We start from the raw sequence: 15,793 nt of genomic DNA on the forward strand, positions 1-15,793 counted from the left end.
GTGATAACTAGATCTGTACAATCCGGCTTAAAACCGGATAACACTTCATCAAAAACACGGCGTAGCTTCACCAGCTACGCCTTTGTTAAAAAGTAGATATCTCAAATTTAATTGATATATCGATAAGCAAGTGCTCCAGCGAGCCTAAATGGATAGGGAGAAATAGAAAAATAGATTATGTAAGCTCTGCCTTAAGATCTTCTAGCTTGTCCATAATTTGCGTCCTTTCTTTATTCAAGGATTTGTCTGTAATGTCAATAGCAGGCTGAAATATATTCATGTCCATTTCGAAATGATTAAATTCATTTAGTAATGTTTTTCTGGACATAAAGAAAACCCTATGTGCTCTCTTCTGTGGTGTATCTCCTTTGATAGGGAATGCAGCCAATATTATTTGAGATAATAGATCATGCTTTTTCGTATCTATATTAAATTTATTCACTAATGTATTTTCTACATTAAGCCTGAGGAATAAATAATTCATCGTATGACGTAACGATTTGGAAAGCAATGGATATGTGTCTTTTTTTATAGGATTAAATGATTGGCTATCCATGTTGATGATGTCAAACGCCGAAATCATACATTCAGTACCATCAAAAAAGTCATCTAGCTTGCCAAATAAAGATGTATAAATTTTTACTAGGTCTACTTTTTCTGAATTATATCCATGCATGAGCTTAGTCAACTCGTTCTTTTCATTCTTAAGACCAATTATTTGACAGTAGCCCCGCATGAATGGTGCTATGGATATGAGGAATTGTTTTTTATCTAAAACTTCATTTTTTATTCCATCTCTTAAAAGATCTAATAATTCGTGTATATACAACAGTATTTTTAGCTCATCCCTATTAACTGGAATAAATCCATTGTTTTCACCCTCTATGTTATTAAAGTAGTATAGGTTAATGCTTTGTTGCTGTTGATGCTCTAATAATTTAATTAGATCGGTATTGTGGGTAAGGATTACCGATTTTTTTCCGCGCAAAAATGAGATAATGGCATAGGCTAACTTATTCTTATAAATTGAGTCAAAGCTTGATATTGGATCATCTAACACAATAAATTTTGCATTTATGTTTTTAGCTTTCAATAATTCGAAAGATAGGGATAAGAAGTTTTGCTCACCATTACTTAAAGACAGCTTTGTTCTGTCTACTTGTAGAAATTCAGCCCCACCTAAAAGCAGCTTGATATTACCATTATCATCCCTTTCCAAGGAGATCTTTCTTTCTAATGTCTCATTTAGAAATCTCTCTATAAATAAAATATCCTCACTGTCAAACTCAGGTTTATTTAACATTAATTTTTGGTATTCATCACTATCACTTTTTAGAGTGTAATTTTTTGAAGTGTTGACAAAATCTCTTTTTAGGCATTCCCAGTAAATATTTTTGTATCTATTGAAATCCGCAACCAAATTATCAATAAAAGTTCTATCCGATCTGTTAATTGCCGTTAAAACGTTATCTCTTATGTTAAATGGATCATTTTGCGGTAGACCTTTAATTATTTTTTCTGCGATTAGCTTCTCTTCATCCGATAACGTACTCTGGGTATCGTGAAGCTGACTACTTTTTTTAGCAAGAAGTTCTTCTGAATTAATTGAGTGATCACAAATAATGCAATCATCAAGATAATTATATTTTTTCAAAATATTTATTGCTTGATTTTGTTCTTCTAGCTTTGCAATTTTCTTATCTTTATCTGTAAGGTTGAATGTATAAGAAATTACAGCTCTGATGGCTGATTCCTTTTCACCATAATCTATTACAAAGTATTTCAATTTCTCTTCATCGAAAACAATTTCGCTAAAATCCTTTTCTTCATATATTTTTTTAATAAAATCAAGCCTATCTATAGCTTTACCTTTAGAGCGATTGTTTGCAATATCAGAAATGTAGCTCAAGTAACTCTTATCTAAAATTAATTCGTCAAAAAAGGAGTTTTTTGTACTAATACCATATTTATTTTTAAGTAAGGAAACTAAATCTTTTTCAAAAAGCGTAGAAAAGTTCGAGTTTAGCCTCTCCTTTAGTTCGTACTCTCTTCTTATATTGTCTCCCAATATGAAATCTTGGGTCTCGCCTTGAATTAAGTTTCTGTCATTCTGATCAGAAATTATGTGTGCAACAGGCTCATCTTTTTCTGTGAACGTTGAGCCATCTAATGATATTGTATACTGAGCATTTTTTTCTCTAGATAAGACTTTTGAAAGGCTTGTTTTACCTGTCCCATTCGGACCATAAAGTACACATATGCTTTTACTGGCAAAATCTATTTCATTATTTGATTTCAATGCTAAGAAATCATCTGTGAAAATGTTATCTCTCTTTAACTTTTCTATTTTTAGCTTCATCGCTGCAACCTTGCTCTATGTATTAGATGGCTCATGAAATATGATATAAAGATGCTTATTAATTAGGATTTAAGAAAAAAGTACCGTGATGACCATCCCAGTTTTCACACAAGGTGTTATGGCGGGTAAATAAAGAGAGACTAGGTGGTTGATCCCCTTCAATCCTTTTAGGGGCAAAGAGAATATTCAAGGCGCTATCAGGGAGGATGACGTAAGGAGCAGGGAGGTGAACAGCGAAGAGTATTTAAATGTTCTAGGACTTATGACAGCCATGATGACAGATTTAAAACCCAACCCGGCCTAAGCCGGGTTGATTGCATCAAAAGGCAGAGAAGTTACAGCGCCTCAAGACGGGCATACGCCGTCACCAGCCACTTGGCGCCGACGTCGTCGAACTGGATCTGCACCCGGCTCTGCTGGCCGACCCCTTCGAAGTTGAGCACGATTCCTTCCCCGAATTTCGGATGGAGCACCCGCTGGCCGAGCTTGATGCCGCTGGCGTCGAAGCTCTGCTGCACCTCGTTCTGGCTGAAGCGGCCGTACTGGGTGGGGCGGCTGACCTGAGTGCGCAGCCGGATCTCTTCCAGACACTCGGCGGGCATCTCGCGGATAAAGCGGCTCGGCTTGTGGAACATCTCGCGGCCGTAGATGCGGCGGCTCTCCGCATAACAGATGTAGAGCTTCTCCATGGCGCGGGTCATGCCGACGTAACAGAGGCGCCTTTCCTCTTCGAGGCGGCCTGACTCCTCGGTGGATTGCTGGCTGGGGAACATGCCCTCTTCCACACCGACCAGCAGCACCAGCGGGAACTCCAGCCCCTTGGCGCTGTGCAGGGTCATCAGCTGCACCGCATCGGCATATTCGTCCGCCTGATTCTCGCCGGATTCCAGCGCCGCGTGGGCGAGGAAGGCGGAGAGATCGCTCATATCCTCCAGCTCGTCCGGGCGCTGGTACTGGCGGCAGGCGGTGACCAGTTCGTCCAGGTTCTCTACCCGCGCCTGGGATTTCTCGCCTTTTTCCGCCAGATACATGGCCTTGAGGCCGGAGTGCTGGATGGCGATATCCGCCTGCTGGTGCAGGGGCAGCAGGGAGACCTGCTCCTCCAGCGCGTCGATGAGATCCACAAAGCCGCGCACCGCGTTGCCGGCGCGGCCGGTCAGCACCTTGTCATTGAGCAGTGCCTTGGCCGATTGCCACAGGTTCTGGCCCTGATCGCGGGCGTTGATACGCAAGATCTCGAGGGTGCGATCGCCGATGCCGCGGGTCGGCGTATTGACCACCCGCTCGAAACTGGCGTCGTCGCCCCGGTTGTTGATAAGGCGCAGGTAGGCCATGGCGTCCTTGATTTCCTGGCGCTCGAAGAAGCGCAGGCCGCCGTAGATGCGATAGGGCATGGCGTCCTGCATCAGCGCCTCTTCCAGCACCCGCGACTGGGCGTTGGAACGATAGAGGATGGCGCAGTCGGCGAGCAGACCCCCCTTCTCTTTCCAATCCTTGAGGCGGCCGACCACGAAGCGGGCCTCGTCCACCTCGTTGAAGGCGGCGTACAGCGAAATCGGCTCGCCCTCGGCCCCTTCGGTCCACAGCTCCTTGCCGAGCCGCTCCGAGTTGTTGGCGATGACGCTGTTGGCGGCTTTGAGGATGTTGGCGGTGGAGCGGTAGTTCTGCTCCAGGCGGATGGTCTGCGCCCCCTGATAGTCGGTCAGGAAACGCTGGATGTTCTCAATCTTGGCGCCGCGCCAGCCGTAGATGGACTGGTCATCGTCGCCGACGATCATCACCTTGCCGGTGTCGCCCGCCAGCATCCGCAGCCAGGCGTACTGGATGCCGTTGGTATCCTGGAACTCGTCCACCAGGATGTTCTGGAAGCGGTCGCGGTAGTGCTCGAGGATGTGCGGCTTGTTGAGCCACAGCTCGTGGGCCCGCAACAGGAGCTCGGCGAAGTCCACCAGCCCGGAGCGATCGCAGGTCTCCTGATAGGTCTTGTAGATCTGCTGATAGGTGCGGGTGACGGGGTCGCCGTAGAGATCGATGTCGCCGGGGCGCAGCCCCTCGTCCTTCTTGCCGTTGATGTAGCCCATCACGGCGCGCGGGGCCCAGTGCTTCTCGTCCAGATTGAGCGCCTTGAGCACCCGGCGAATGAGGCGGTACTGGTCGTCGGAGTCGAGGATCTGGAAATCCTGCGGCAGCCCCGCATCCAGATGGTGGGCCCGCAGCAGTCGGTGGGCGATGCCGTGGAAGGTGCCGATCCACATGCCGCGCACGCCGTCACCGATCACCTTCTCGACCCGGCCACGCATCTCGGCCGCCGCCTTGTTGGTAAAGGTCACCGCGATGATGGAGAAGGGTGAACAGCGTTCCACCTGCATCAGCCAGGCGATACGGTGCACCAGCACCCGGGTCTTGCCCGAACCGGCACCGGCCAGCACCAGCAGGTTGCAACGGGGGGCCGCCACCGCGTCTCTTTGCTTGTCATTGAGCCCGTCGAGCAGGGTTGAAACGTCCATCACCACTCCTGTTTATTTATACAGGCGGGGATTATACGGCCTGAGCCGCCAGAGACCAACCGGCAGGATCAACGAAGGGGGCGGTGATAGTCCCGGTATTGGCCCAGTACCTCACCGGAAAAGCTGAGCAGCCGGGCGCGGGGGGCATCCAGCACCTGCTGGACGGGATCAAATCGCAGTGAAGAGGCCAGCATGCGGCCCTCAGGCAGGGTCACTTCCGTGTTCCCCATCACCAGCATGCCGTCCTGATAATGCCCATGCTCGAAGCGCACGATGACGTCATTCACCATCAAGGTGCCCTGCTTGAGCTGCAGTGATGCTCGTTGCATCTCTCGCAACGCAAACAGACTGGACAATGACGGACGCCCGCTGGGCATCCGCTGCAAGTATTCGTGGGTGGTCAATTGATATTGCAACTGACCCTGACGATCGAAGACACGCTCCCGATAATCGGTGTAGCGCGTCAGCATGCCGGCAGCCTGTGCCACCGGCATCCACAACAGGAGCGCCCCCGTCAGGAGCGCTCCCACTGGTTTACAGCTGATCGGCACAGCTGACCTTGTTGTCATCCAGGTCGGTACAGGAGACGAATACCTTGTCAAAGGTCGACCCGGCCACCGGCGTCATCTGGGTTGACCAGTCATAACCCACCCCCTTGGCATAGATGGCGGTGTGGCTCTCCTGATCTTCCTGCATCCAGCCGATGTACTTCAGTGCGCCGCGATCGCTCTGGGCAAGTGCCTTGAACTCGTCGCTCGTGATGAGACACATGGGCTCTCCCATGCCCTTGGACAGCTCGGCATCCCGCGCCCCCACGGCGCCATCACAGCCGCCGGTCACCTTGATGGTCATGTCACTGCGATCCAGCATCTCATCGAAGAACGGCAGCACATTGATGTTGTACTTCACCCCCACCTCTTGAGGCTGCCAGCCCATGCCGGTATTGACGTATCGGGTCTCGATGCTTTCCCACTGGATAGTGGGCACAGTGCCTGCAAAGTGGTTCGCCAGCTCCTTGAGAGTCGCGGCATTGGCCTCGATCTCATCCTGGGTCAACGATTCGTCCAGCTTGCTCTGATCGATGGTCAGAGCGAGGCTCACCGCATCCTTCAACTGCGACTTGGCCTTGGCCAACCGTGCCTTGGCATCGTCGGTCAAACGGAAGAAATCGGCGTGCGCCACCAGCGCATCCGGCTCGATTTCCTGCTGACTGAACTGGGTCTCGAAGGTGCTGCTGCTCTCTTCATAGGTGGTGGTCGGCTGCATGCCCCAGGTGTCCTTGATGTGCATACGCGGCAAGGTCACTTCTTCCTGCTGGGTGACATAGGCGCTGTCCGGACCGTACTGGTAGGAGGCGGCGATGTTGAGGGCCGATGCCATCGCCATCGCAGACGCCCGCAGTGCCTTGGCACCGTCGAGGTTGAGGGTGACGGTATCGTCATCGCCATAGGTGGCGCTGTAATCCGGATCCTGGATATCGGCCAGGGCAGCCGCGACGTTTTCCAGGCTGTCGGCATAGGCGCCCATCAGCTTGGCCACGTCACGGGTATATCCCTTGCCACCTTTGAGCGCCACGGAGGCGGTGCCGGGGGTGTGGATGATGACATCCATCACCTTGGCCAGGCTGGTGCTGTAACCACTGCCAATGGCGGACGAGGTGAAGCCCAGGCGTTCAGCCACCACGGGGTTGTTGGTCACCTCCAGCATGGTCAGCATGGCCAGCACGATCTGGCGATCGGCCTTGCCGCTCTCACCGGTCTCGGCCTGCAGGGTCTCCTTGTACTCCTTGAACTTGCTCTCGACGTCCAGGTTTTTCAGATCGGTCAGTCCCTGCAGATCGCTCAGCACCTTGTCGACCGCCACGGAGCGGCCATTGACGCCAGCCAGGGTGGCGGAGAGGTGGGCTTTCGCCGCAGCCAGAGAGACGACGGCCTTGGTGAGGCCCGCTGTTTTCAGCGCCTCGACCAGGGAGGTGTTGAAGGCGTCATCGCTACCCAGTTCGACGATCCCCAGTTGCGCGACCTGCGCCTTGTCGAGGGTGATGCCGTTCTCCGGATTGCTGTCGCTGTCGAGCGTCTGCAGCAATGCCGCAATGCGGATCGCTTTCTCCTTGTCGTCACCCGCCAGGGTGTAAGGGGTCACCAACGAGTTGCCCGCCTTGAGGGTCACCGCCCCCAGGCGTTGGTTGCCCAATGCGAATTCGCAGGTGTCGCCATCATCAAACAGGAATTCACCCTTGGCATTGGTGACACCGGTGTAATCGTTGCACCGATAGTCGAGGCCACCCACGACGGAATCCAGGAAGACGGCAGTGTGAAGAGGCTTGCTGCCGGTGTCGGTGCCACCGCCATTGTTGCCACCATTGCTGCCGCCACCGTTATCGTCACCACCACCCCCGCAAGCGGTCAACATGACACCGGACAACACACAAGCCACTGCCATACTCAGCACGTTTTTTTTTCATTTTTATCACCCGAACAAATGTAAAAAATACGGCCCCATCCCGGGGGCCAAGTTAATCCGGGTATAACCTAGCGTATCCATATGACAAACACCAATGCATTTCCATATGAGTGTGCTTGCCATCACGCAGGCCCCGAGCGAGCAGGAAAAACGGCCACAGACGACGACCCTGGGAGGGGAAAAAGCCATCCATCTTGGGCTGTCACACCTCGGGCGGACCTCCTGGCGCTCAGCCAGCCCGCCCGCCAACATGGCGTCGATGAGGCCGCAGGGCTGGTGCCGATGGAAGCCAGTTTTTTCATCAGGGGAGGAAAACGGTTGCGCCTAACGTCATGAATCCAAACACAAATGTCGATCGAGCCCTATTAATCCCGGAATTTAATTCTGCAAAAACACCATAAAACAAACACTTATAAGGCAATTTGCTTATATTTCAAACCGTTAACGCAAACGTTTTTCCTCTATGATCCCCTTGACCAACGGGCTGGCTCACTTACAGTTAGCCAGCGTGCTTTATGACCTGCCAAGACAGGTTGTGGACCCTCACATAACAATCAAGGATACGATCGTGACTAAAGTGCTCAAGCTGGCCACCGTGGCCGCCCTCACCCTCGCTGCCCTGTCCGCCCAGGCAGCCTCCGAGCCCGCCGTCATCTATGACACCGCAGGCAAATTCGACAAGTCCTTCAACGAAGCCGTGTTCCGCAACGGCGTCGAAGTCTACAACAAGGACAAAGGCGTCAAGGTCAAGGAGTTCGAACCCCAGAACGAAGCCCAGCGCGAGCAGGGCCTGCGTCGTCTGGCCAGCCGTGGCAACGGCCCCATCGTCGCCGTCGGCTTCAACATGGGTTCCGCAGTAGAGAAAGTCGCCACCGAGTTCCCGAACACCCAGTTCACCATCATCGACATGGTGGTCGACAAGCCGAACGTCCAGTCCCTCATCTTCAAGGAGCATGAAGGTTCCTTCCTGGTGGGTGCCCTGGCAGCCATCGCCTCCAAGACCGGCAAGGTCGGCTTCGTGGGCGGCATGGACATCCCGCTGATCCGCAAGTTCCAGTGCGGCTATGAGCAAGGCGCCAAGTACATCAATCCGAAGATCGACGTCTATCAGAACATGACCGGCTCCACCCCGGCAGCCTTCGCCGACCCGGCCAAGGGTGCAGAACTGGCCAAGTCCCAGTTCGCCAAGGGCGCCGATGTGGTCTATGCCGCCGCCGGTGGCACCGGGATCGGTGTCTATCAGGCTGCCAAGGACGAAGGCAAGCTGGCCATCGGTGTGGATTCCAACCAGAACCACCTGCAACCGGGCACCATGCTGACCTCCATGGTCAAGTCCGTGGGTCTGGCCGCGTACAAGAGCTGGGATGACGCCGCCAAGGGCAGCTGGAAGCCGGGCATCCAGTCCCTGGGTCTGGCCGAAGGCGGGGTTGACTGGGCGCTGGACGAGAACAACGCCAAGCTGATCACCCCGGAAATGAAAGCCAAGGTCGAGAGCATCAAGGCCGACATCATCGCCGGCAAGATCAAGGTGCACGACTACATGAGCGACAACTCCTGTAAGTACTGATCCTGCAAATACCGAGTCACTGCTACGACTCTCAACCAGTGATGACCGGCCCGCACGGGCCGGTTTTTAGTCTCTACTTCATGACCCGCAAGGACTGCATCATGGACCAGACAGATCGCTATGCCATCGAATTAAGAGGTATCGATAAGCGCTTTGGCGAGGTTTACGCCAACAAGCAGATCGACCTTCAGGTTCGTAAAGGCAGCATTCACGGCATCGTCGGCGAAAATGGCGCCGGCAAGTCGACCCTGATGAGCATCATTTACGGTTTCTACCACGCCGACAGAGGCGAGATGCTGATCGACGGGAATCCGTTCAAACCCCATGGCTCCCAAGATGCGATTGCCGCCGGGGTGGGCATGGTGCACCAGCACTTCATGCTGGTGAACAACTTTACCGTATTGGAAAACGTCATCCTGGGGGCCGAGAACGGCTGGCGCCTGGGCAAGAGCCTGGCGGCCGCCGAGAAGCTGCTGGGCGAGCTGGCACGGGACTATGGTCTCGAGGTGCCGCTGCACGAGAAGGTCGAGGATCTGCCGGTGGGCCTGCAACAGCGGGTCGAGATCCTCAAGGCGCTCTATCGCGGTGCCCGCATCCTGATCCTCGACGAGCCCACCGGGGTGCTGACCCCGCAAGAGGCGGATCACCTGTTCGAGGTGCTGAAAAAGCTGCGGGATCAGGGGGCGACCGTCATCCTCATCACCCACAAGCTGCGGGAGATCCTGGCCATCACGGATCAGGTCTCCATCATGCGCCGGGGGGAGATGGTGGCCCATGTCGCCACCAAAGACACCGACAAGGAGCAGCTCGCCGAGCTGATGGTGGGCCGCAAGGTGCGCCTCAAGGTCGACAAGGGCACCGCCCAGCCGGGCGAGGCCAAGCTCAAGGTCGAGGGCCTCTCTTACGTCGATGACGCCGGGGTGGAACGGGTCAAATCCGTCAGCTTCGAGGTGCGGGCAGGGGAAGTGGTCGGCATCGCCGGGGTCTCCGGCAACGGCCAGTCCGAGCTGCTCAGCCTGCTCGGCGGCATCCTCAAGCCCAGCAAGGGCGGCTTCACCATCGCCGGGGCGCAGCGCCACGAGGTAAGCCAGAGCCACCCGGCCGACCCGGAGCAGGTGCGCAACTTCGGCCTCGGCCACATCCCGGAAGACAGACACAAGATGGGGCTCATCAACCGCTTCGAGGCGAAAGAGGCCTTCATCCTCGGCTATCACCGCCGTGCCCAGTACAACAAGGGCTGGCTGCAGGACAAGGAGGCGATCCGCCAGGATTGCCAGGCCAAGATGGAGAAGTGGGACGTGCGCCCGCCGAGCCCGGAGCACAAGACCGCCAACTTCTCCGGCGGCAACCAGCAGAAGCTGGTGATCGCCCGGGAAGTGGAGCAGGACCCGGATGTGCTGCTGGTCGGCCAGCCGACCCGGGGCGTCGACATCGGCGCCATCGAGTACATCCACCAGCAGATCATCGCCATGCGCGACAAGGGCAAGGCGGTGCTGCTGGTGTCGGTGGAGCTGGACGAGATCATGAGCCTCTCCGACCGCATTCTGGTCATCGCCGACGGTCGCATCGTCGGCGAGCTGGACGGCGCCAGGGCGGATGAGCGCACCATAGGCCTGATGATGGCGAACATAGTTCCTGACGACGTGGCGGCAAGCCAATCACAAGGAGCCACATCATGAAGGTCACAACCACTTGTAACGGATTCGGCCTGATGATGGTCAACACACCAGTCCCCGACGATATCAAGGAGGCCCATTCATGAGCCAAGCACGCGTTCCTGCCTGGATATCCGTGGGCGTGCTGCCCGCAGTCAATATCCTGCTGGCCTTCCTGGTGTCGGCCATCCTGTTCTATTACCTCGACATCAGCCCCATCGAGGCAGCCGAAATCATGTGGTACGGCGCCTTCGGCACCGGCGAGGGGATAGGCTTCACCCTCTATTACGCCACCGGTTTCATCTTCACCGGTCTGGCGGTGGCGGTGGCCTTCCACGCCGGCCTGTTCAACATCGGCGGTGAGGGGCAGGCCTATATCGGCGGCCTCGGGGTCGGTCTGGTCTGTCTGCTGCTCGGGGACGTGCAGCCGTTCGCCCTCTTGCTGCCGCTCGCCATCATCGCCGGCGGCCTGTTCGGCGCGGCCTGGGCCTTCATCCCGGCCTGGCTGCAAGCCAAGCGGGGCAGCCACATCGTCATCACCACCATCATGTTCAACTTCATCGCCGCCTCCCTGATGGCCTACCTGCTGGTGGATATCTTCAAGCCGCCAGGATCCATGGCCACCGAGAGCAAGGTGTTCGCCGTGGCGAGCTGGCTGCCGAAGATGAGCGAGCTGGCGGCCGGTTTCGGCATCGCCATGCCCAACAGCCCCCTCAACATCAGCTTCTTCTGGGCGCTGATCTGTGCGGCCCTGGTGTGGGTCTTCATCTGGCATACCCGCTGGGGCTACGAGATCCGCTCCGTGGGCGCAAGCCAGAGTGCCTCCGCCTATGCGGGCATCTCCTACCCCAAGGTGGTGATCCTGGCCATGGTGATCTCCGGCATGCTGGCGGGCTTCTTTGCCCTCAACGTGCTGCAGGGTGAGCTGCACCAGATCAAGCTCAACTTCGTGGAAGGCTTCGGCTTCACCGGCATCGCGGTGGCCCTGATGGGCCGCAACCACCCGGTCGGCGTCATCATCGCCAGCCTGCTGTTCGGCTTCCTCTACCAGGGCGGCGCCGAGCTCAGCTTCGAGTTCGGGGTGGACCGCAACATCGTCGTGGTGCTGCAGGGTCTGGTGATCCTGTTCTGCGGCGCCCTGGAGCACATGCTGCGCCCGCGCATCGAGCAGGCCTATCTGGCCTTTGCCAACCGCCCGGCCGCCCAAGTGAAAGGAGCCTGATCATGTTCGAAATGCTGATCCTGATGCTGGATGCCACCATCCGCACCGCACCGCCACTGATCCTGGCGGCCATGGATGACGGGGATGTTTTGCGAGCCGAAGGGAGTCCAAGCCATGTTTGAAATGCTGATCCTGATGCTGGACGCGACCATCCGTACCGCGCCGCCGCTCATTCTTGCCGCTATGGCCGGGATGTTTTGTGAACGCTCCGGGGTAGTCAACATCGCCCTGGAGGGCAAGCTGCTGGCATCCGCCTTCGCCAGTGCGGCGGCGGCGGCCGTCACCGGTTCCGCCTGGATTGGGCTGGGGGTCGGGGTGGGGATCTCCATCCTGTTCGCCCTGCTGCACGGCTTCGCCACCATCACCCACCGGGGTGATCAGGTGGTGAGCGGCATGGCCATCAACATCCTGGCGGCCGGTCTCACCGTGACCCTGGGGCGCTACTGGTTCGATCAGGGGGGCCAGACCCCGGCGCTCTCCGGCGCGGCGCGCTTCGCCCCCATCGACCTGCCCTATGCCAAGGAGCTCTATGACGTGCCCGTCATCGGCCAGCTCTACAGCGAGCTCTTGAGCGGTCACTCCCTGCTGGAGTACGTGGCCTTCGCCGCCGTGCCCCTGGCCTGGTGGGTGCTGTTCCGCACCCGCTTCGGCCTGCGGCTGCGGGCGGTGGGCGAGGCACCGGCTGCGGTGGATACCGCCGGTATCTCCGTGGTGCGGATGCGCTACACCGCCCTCATCATCGGCGGCCTGCTGGCGGGGATCGGGGGCACCTATTTGGCGGTAGCCCAGACCGCCCAGTTCATCCCCAACATGAGCGCGGGCAAGGGCTTCATGGCGCTGGCGGCCCTGGTGTTCGGCAAATGGCGCCCCTGGAACGCCATGGCGGCCTGTCTGCTGTTCGGCTTCCTCGACGCGGTCGCCATCCGGCTGCAAGGGGTCAGCATCGGCGATTTCCCGATCCCGGTGCAGGCCATCGAGGCGCTGCCCTACATCCTGACGGTCTTCCTGCTGGCCGGTTTCATCGGCAAGGCGGTGGCCCCCAAGGCCCTCGGCACCCCCTACGTCAAGGAGCGGGAATAGCCCCGCCCTTCATGCCATGCAAAAGGCCCGCACATGGGCCTTTTCTTTGAGATATCCAGGATGTTCTTGGCTGAATAGAAAAATAACCCGGCCTTGTCAAAGAACGGGTTATTCCTTCATCAGCGCAACAAACATATCAACAAACCTGTAATTAGCCGAATAATTTATCGACTAGAACCATACTTTCTTATTGATAATATAGGTCTGCTCAAATTCTTCATCCGACTTGGAGATATAAACAACAAATTCGATGAAGGCAATGATCCCGATAACAACCGACGGCAAACCAAGCAGAATGAAACCAAGCAGAAATATCAGCAGCATGATCACACCTTGTTTGGTGTAACCCAGGTAGAACTTGTGAGCACCGAAAGCGCCCAGGAAAAATGCAAACAGCGCAGCTGCGACCTTCTTGGAAGAACCAGCATTAGAGGCTATGGCATAGATGGCTTTTGCATGCTCGCCTTCAATAGAAAAATCAACTTTCAAGCCACTCTTCGGGAGCTGATTCCCTTTCCATTCAATAATGTCAAACTGATATCTATTACTATCATCCCCAGAAATCAAACCAGTACGAGCTGATTCATTAAAATCAATAACTGTGCCTTTCATTATTATCTGTCCTTTAGCAATAAGAGGATAAAGACCCGGTATGAGCAGGTCTATTGCGTTTGACAGGCTACAACAACAAAGGCTCATTTGAAACAAAAATTCATTTATGAATACTTGTATTCTACCAACCCATTCAAGCTTCTTTCTTATACCTGTATCGCCCCCATCAACCGATGGGCCGAACCAGAGCGGGTTGGTGGGGATCGCTGAGGCGCTCGGCCAGATAGTCCACCAGCAGCCGCACCTTGGGGGAGAGGTGGCGGTTGTGGGGATAGAGGGCCCAGATCCCCTCCTCGGGGGCCCGCAACTCCGGCAGCAGCTCGATGAGCTCCCCCCGGGCGAGGTGGTCGCTCACGTAGTAGTCCGGCAGCTGGATGATGCCGATCCCCTTGATGGCCGCATCCAGCAGGGCGTGGCCGCTGTTGCACTGAAGCAGACCGCGTACCCGCACGCTGTGGGGTTTACCGTTCAGGGTGAAGTGCCACTCGTCCCCGTTGCCCACCAGGCAGGTGTGACGGGCCAGCTCCGAGAGACTGTTGGGCATGCCGTGGCGGGCGGTGTAGGCAGGGGAGGCGCACACATAGGGAACCCGCTGCGCCAGCTTGCGGGCCACCAGGGTCGAATCCTTGAGGTGGCCGAGGCGGATCGCCAGATCGAACCCCTCGTGCACCAGATCCAGCAACTGGTTGGTGAGGTTGAGGGTCACCTCCAGCTGGGGGAAGCGCACCATGAAGTCGTTCACCAGGGGGGCGATGCGGCTCTCGCCGTAGGAGACCGGGGCCGTGATGCGCAAGGAGCCCTGGGGCACCGCCTGATGGCGTCCCACCGCCAGCTCCGCCTCGTAGAGGTTGTCCAGCAACTGGCGGCAGTGACGAAAATAGATCTCCCCGAGTTCGGTGAGTCGCACCTGGCGGGTGGTGCGCAGCAGCAGCTTGGCCTGCAGCCTGTCTTCGAGCTGCGCCACCTGGCGGCTCACCTGGGCCACCGACACCCCGAGCTTGCGCGCGGCCGGGGTAAAGCCCCCCTGCTCCGCCACGCTGACAAATTCACAGACCCCTTCCCAGCCGAACATTATTACCTGTGTGTAAAAGTGATTTGATACTTAGCGTTATTATCACCAAATCGGCGGGAAACTACACTGGATCTCCGAACTCATTTCCGTTCATCCAACCACTACGAGGACGTCATTCATGGCACAGGTTCAGAGCATCAAGTGTAAAGCCGCCATCGCCTGGGGACCGGGTCAGCCCCTCTCCATCGAAGAGGTCGAGGTCATGCCGCCCCAGGCCGGCGAGGTGCGGGTGCGGATCGTCGCGACCGGCGTCTGCCACACCGATGCCTTCACCCTCTCCGGTGAAGATCCGGAAGGGGTCTTCCCCTGCATCCTGGGCCATGAAGGGGGCGGTATCGTCGAGTCCGTCGGCGAGGGTGTCACCAGCGTCAAGGTCGGCGATCACGTGATCCCGCTCTACACCCCCGAGTGCGGCGAGTGCAAGTTCTGCAAATCCGGCAAGACCAACCTGTGCCAGAAGATCCGCGCCACCCAGGGCAAGGGGCTGATGCCGGACGGCACCACCCGCTTCTCCAAGGACGGCCAGCCCATCTACCACTACATGGGCACCTCCACCTTCAGCGAATACACGGTACTGCCCGAGATCTCCATCGCCAAGGTGGATCCGGCCGCCCCCCTGGAAGAGGTCTGCCTGCTGGGCTGCGGCGTCACCACCGGCATCGGCGCCGTGATGAACACCGCCAAGGTGAAAGAGGGTGAGAGCGTCGCCATCTTCGGGCTGGGGGGCATCGGCCTCTCTGCCATCATAGGCGCGCGCCTGGCCAAGGCCGGCCGCATCATCGCCATCGACATCAACGAGAGCAAATTCGAGCTGGCCCGCAAGCTGGGTGCCACCGACTGCATCAACCCGAACACGTTCGACAAGCCCATCCAGGAGGTGATCGTCGAGATGACCGACGGCGGCGTCGACTTCTCCTTCGAGTGCATCGGCAACGTCAAGGTGATGCGCGCGGCGCTGGAGTGCTGCCACAAGGGCTGGGGCGAATCCGTCATCATCGGCGTGGCCGGTGCGGGCCAGGAGATCAGCACCCGTCCGTTCCAGCTGGTCACCGGCCGGGTGTGGCGCGGCAGCGCCTTCGGGGGCGTGCGCGGTCGCAGCGAGCTGCCGAGCTACGTACAGCGCTACATGCAGGGTGAGTTCAAGCTGGACGACTTCATCACCCACACCATGCCCCTCGAGCAGATCAACGAGGCGTTCGATCTGATGCACGAAGGCAAGAGCATCCGCACCGTCATCCACTACTGATCCCATGAGC

At 56.5% G+C, this 15,793-nt stretch carries 11 protein-coding genes; 5 read left to right on the forward strand and 6 right to left on the reverse strand.

Features of this window, described 5'->3' with window-relative positions; translation table 11 throughout:
• Positions 1–175: 175 nt before the first annotated feature.
• The 4 genes from HKD46_RS06770 to HKD46_RS06785 all read right to left on the reverse strand — a co-directional run bounded on the left by HKD46_RS06770 (position 176) and on the right by HKD46_RS06785 (position 7,308).
• The gene (locus HKD46_RS06770) at positions 176–2,359 is read right to left on the reverse strand and encodes an AAA family ATPase (RefSeq protein WP_171865051.1); all 2,184 of its coding nucleotides are present in this window, start codon (positions 2,357–2,359) and stop codon (positions 176–178) included.
• Positions 2,360–2,694: 335 nt separating this feature from the next.
• A complete protein-coding gene (gene uvrD / locus HKD46_RS06775) occupies positions 2,695–4,866 on the reverse strand; it encodes a DNA helicase II (protein ID WP_171865052.1) in 2,172 nt (723 codons plus the stop codon).
• A gap of 68 nt (positions 4,867–4,934) precedes the next feature.
• Positions 4,935–5,396 (reverse strand): hypothetical protein, encoded by a 462-nt coding sequence (locus HKD46_RS06780; RefSeq protein WP_171865053.1) that lies wholly within the window; start codon positions 5,394–5,396, stop codon positions 4,935–4,937.
• Between the two features lie 4 nt (positions 5,397–5,400).
• Positions 5,401–7,308 (reverse strand): hypothetical protein, encoded by a 1,908-nt coding sequence (locus HKD46_RS06785; protein ID WP_171865054.1) that lies wholly within the window; start codon positions 7,306–7,308, stop codon positions 5,401–5,403.
• A gap of 589 nt (positions 7,309–7,897) precedes the next feature.
• Between HKD46_RS06785 and HKD46_RS06790 the strand changes: the two genes are divergently transcribed.
• From HKD46_RS06790 to HKD46_RS06805, 4 genes are all read left to right on the forward strand, one after another.
• Complete coding sequence (locus HKD46_RS06790) at positions 7,898–8,896, forward strand: BMP family protein (RefSeq protein WP_041212138.1); 999 nt, start codon at positions 7,898–7,900, stop codon at positions 8,894–8,896.
• 101 nt (positions 8,897–8,997) lie between these two features.
• Positions 8,998–10,575, forward strand: coding sequence for an ABC transporter ATP-binding protein (locus HKD46_RS06795; protein WP_171865055.1), 1,578 nt, complete (start codon positions 8,998–9,000; stop codon positions 10,573–10,575).
• Between the two features lie 79 nt (positions 10,576–10,654).
• The gene (locus HKD46_RS06800; protein WP_171865056.1) at positions 10,655–11,773 is read left to right on the forward strand and encodes an ABC transporter permease; all 1,119 of its coding nucleotides are present in this window, start codon (positions 10,655–10,657) and stop codon (positions 11,771–11,773) included.
• Positions 11,774–11,887: 114 nt separating this feature from the next.
• Positions 11,888–12,853 carry an ABC transporter permease gene (locus tag HKD46_RS06805; RefSeq protein ID WP_010672471.1) on the forward strand — a complete coding sequence of 322 codons (966 nt, stop codon included), beginning with the start codon at positions 11,888–11,890 and terminating at the stop codon, positions 12,851–12,853.
• A gap of 171 nt (positions 12,854–13,024) precedes the next feature.
• Here the strand turns inward: HKD46_RS06805 and HKD46_RS06810 are convergent, their stop codons facing one another.
• Together HKD46_RS06810 and HKD46_RS06815 are read right to left on the reverse strand one after the other, a co-directional pair.
• A complete protein-coding gene (locus HKD46_RS06810) occupies positions 13,025–13,465 on the reverse strand; it encodes a TM2 domain-containing protein (protein WP_033131364.1) in 441 nt (146 codons plus the stop codon).
• A 166-nt stretch (positions 13,466–13,631) separates the two neighbouring features.
• Positions 13,632–14,537, reverse strand: coding sequence for a LysR substrate-binding domain-containing protein (locus HKD46_RS06815; protein WP_039039541.1), 906 nt, complete (start codon positions 14,535–14,537; stop codon positions 13,632–13,634).
• Positions 14,538–14,655: 118 nt separating this feature from the next.
• Between HKD46_RS06815 and HKD46_RS06820 the strand changes: the two genes are divergently transcribed.
• Positions 14,656–15,783, forward strand: coding sequence for an S-(hydroxymethyl)glutathione dehydrogenase/class III alcohol dehydrogenase (locus HKD46_RS06820; RefSeq protein WP_010672469.1), 1,128 nt, complete (start codon positions 14,656–14,658; stop codon positions 15,781–15,783).
• Positions 15,784–15,793 lie beyond the last annotated feature (10 nt).

The sequence above is a fragment of the Aeromonas sp. TW 6 genome (assembly GCF_013168745.1).
Lineage (GTDB): Bacteria > Pseudomonadota > Gammaproteobacteria > Enterobacterales > Aeromonadaceae > Aeromonas > Aeromonas caviae.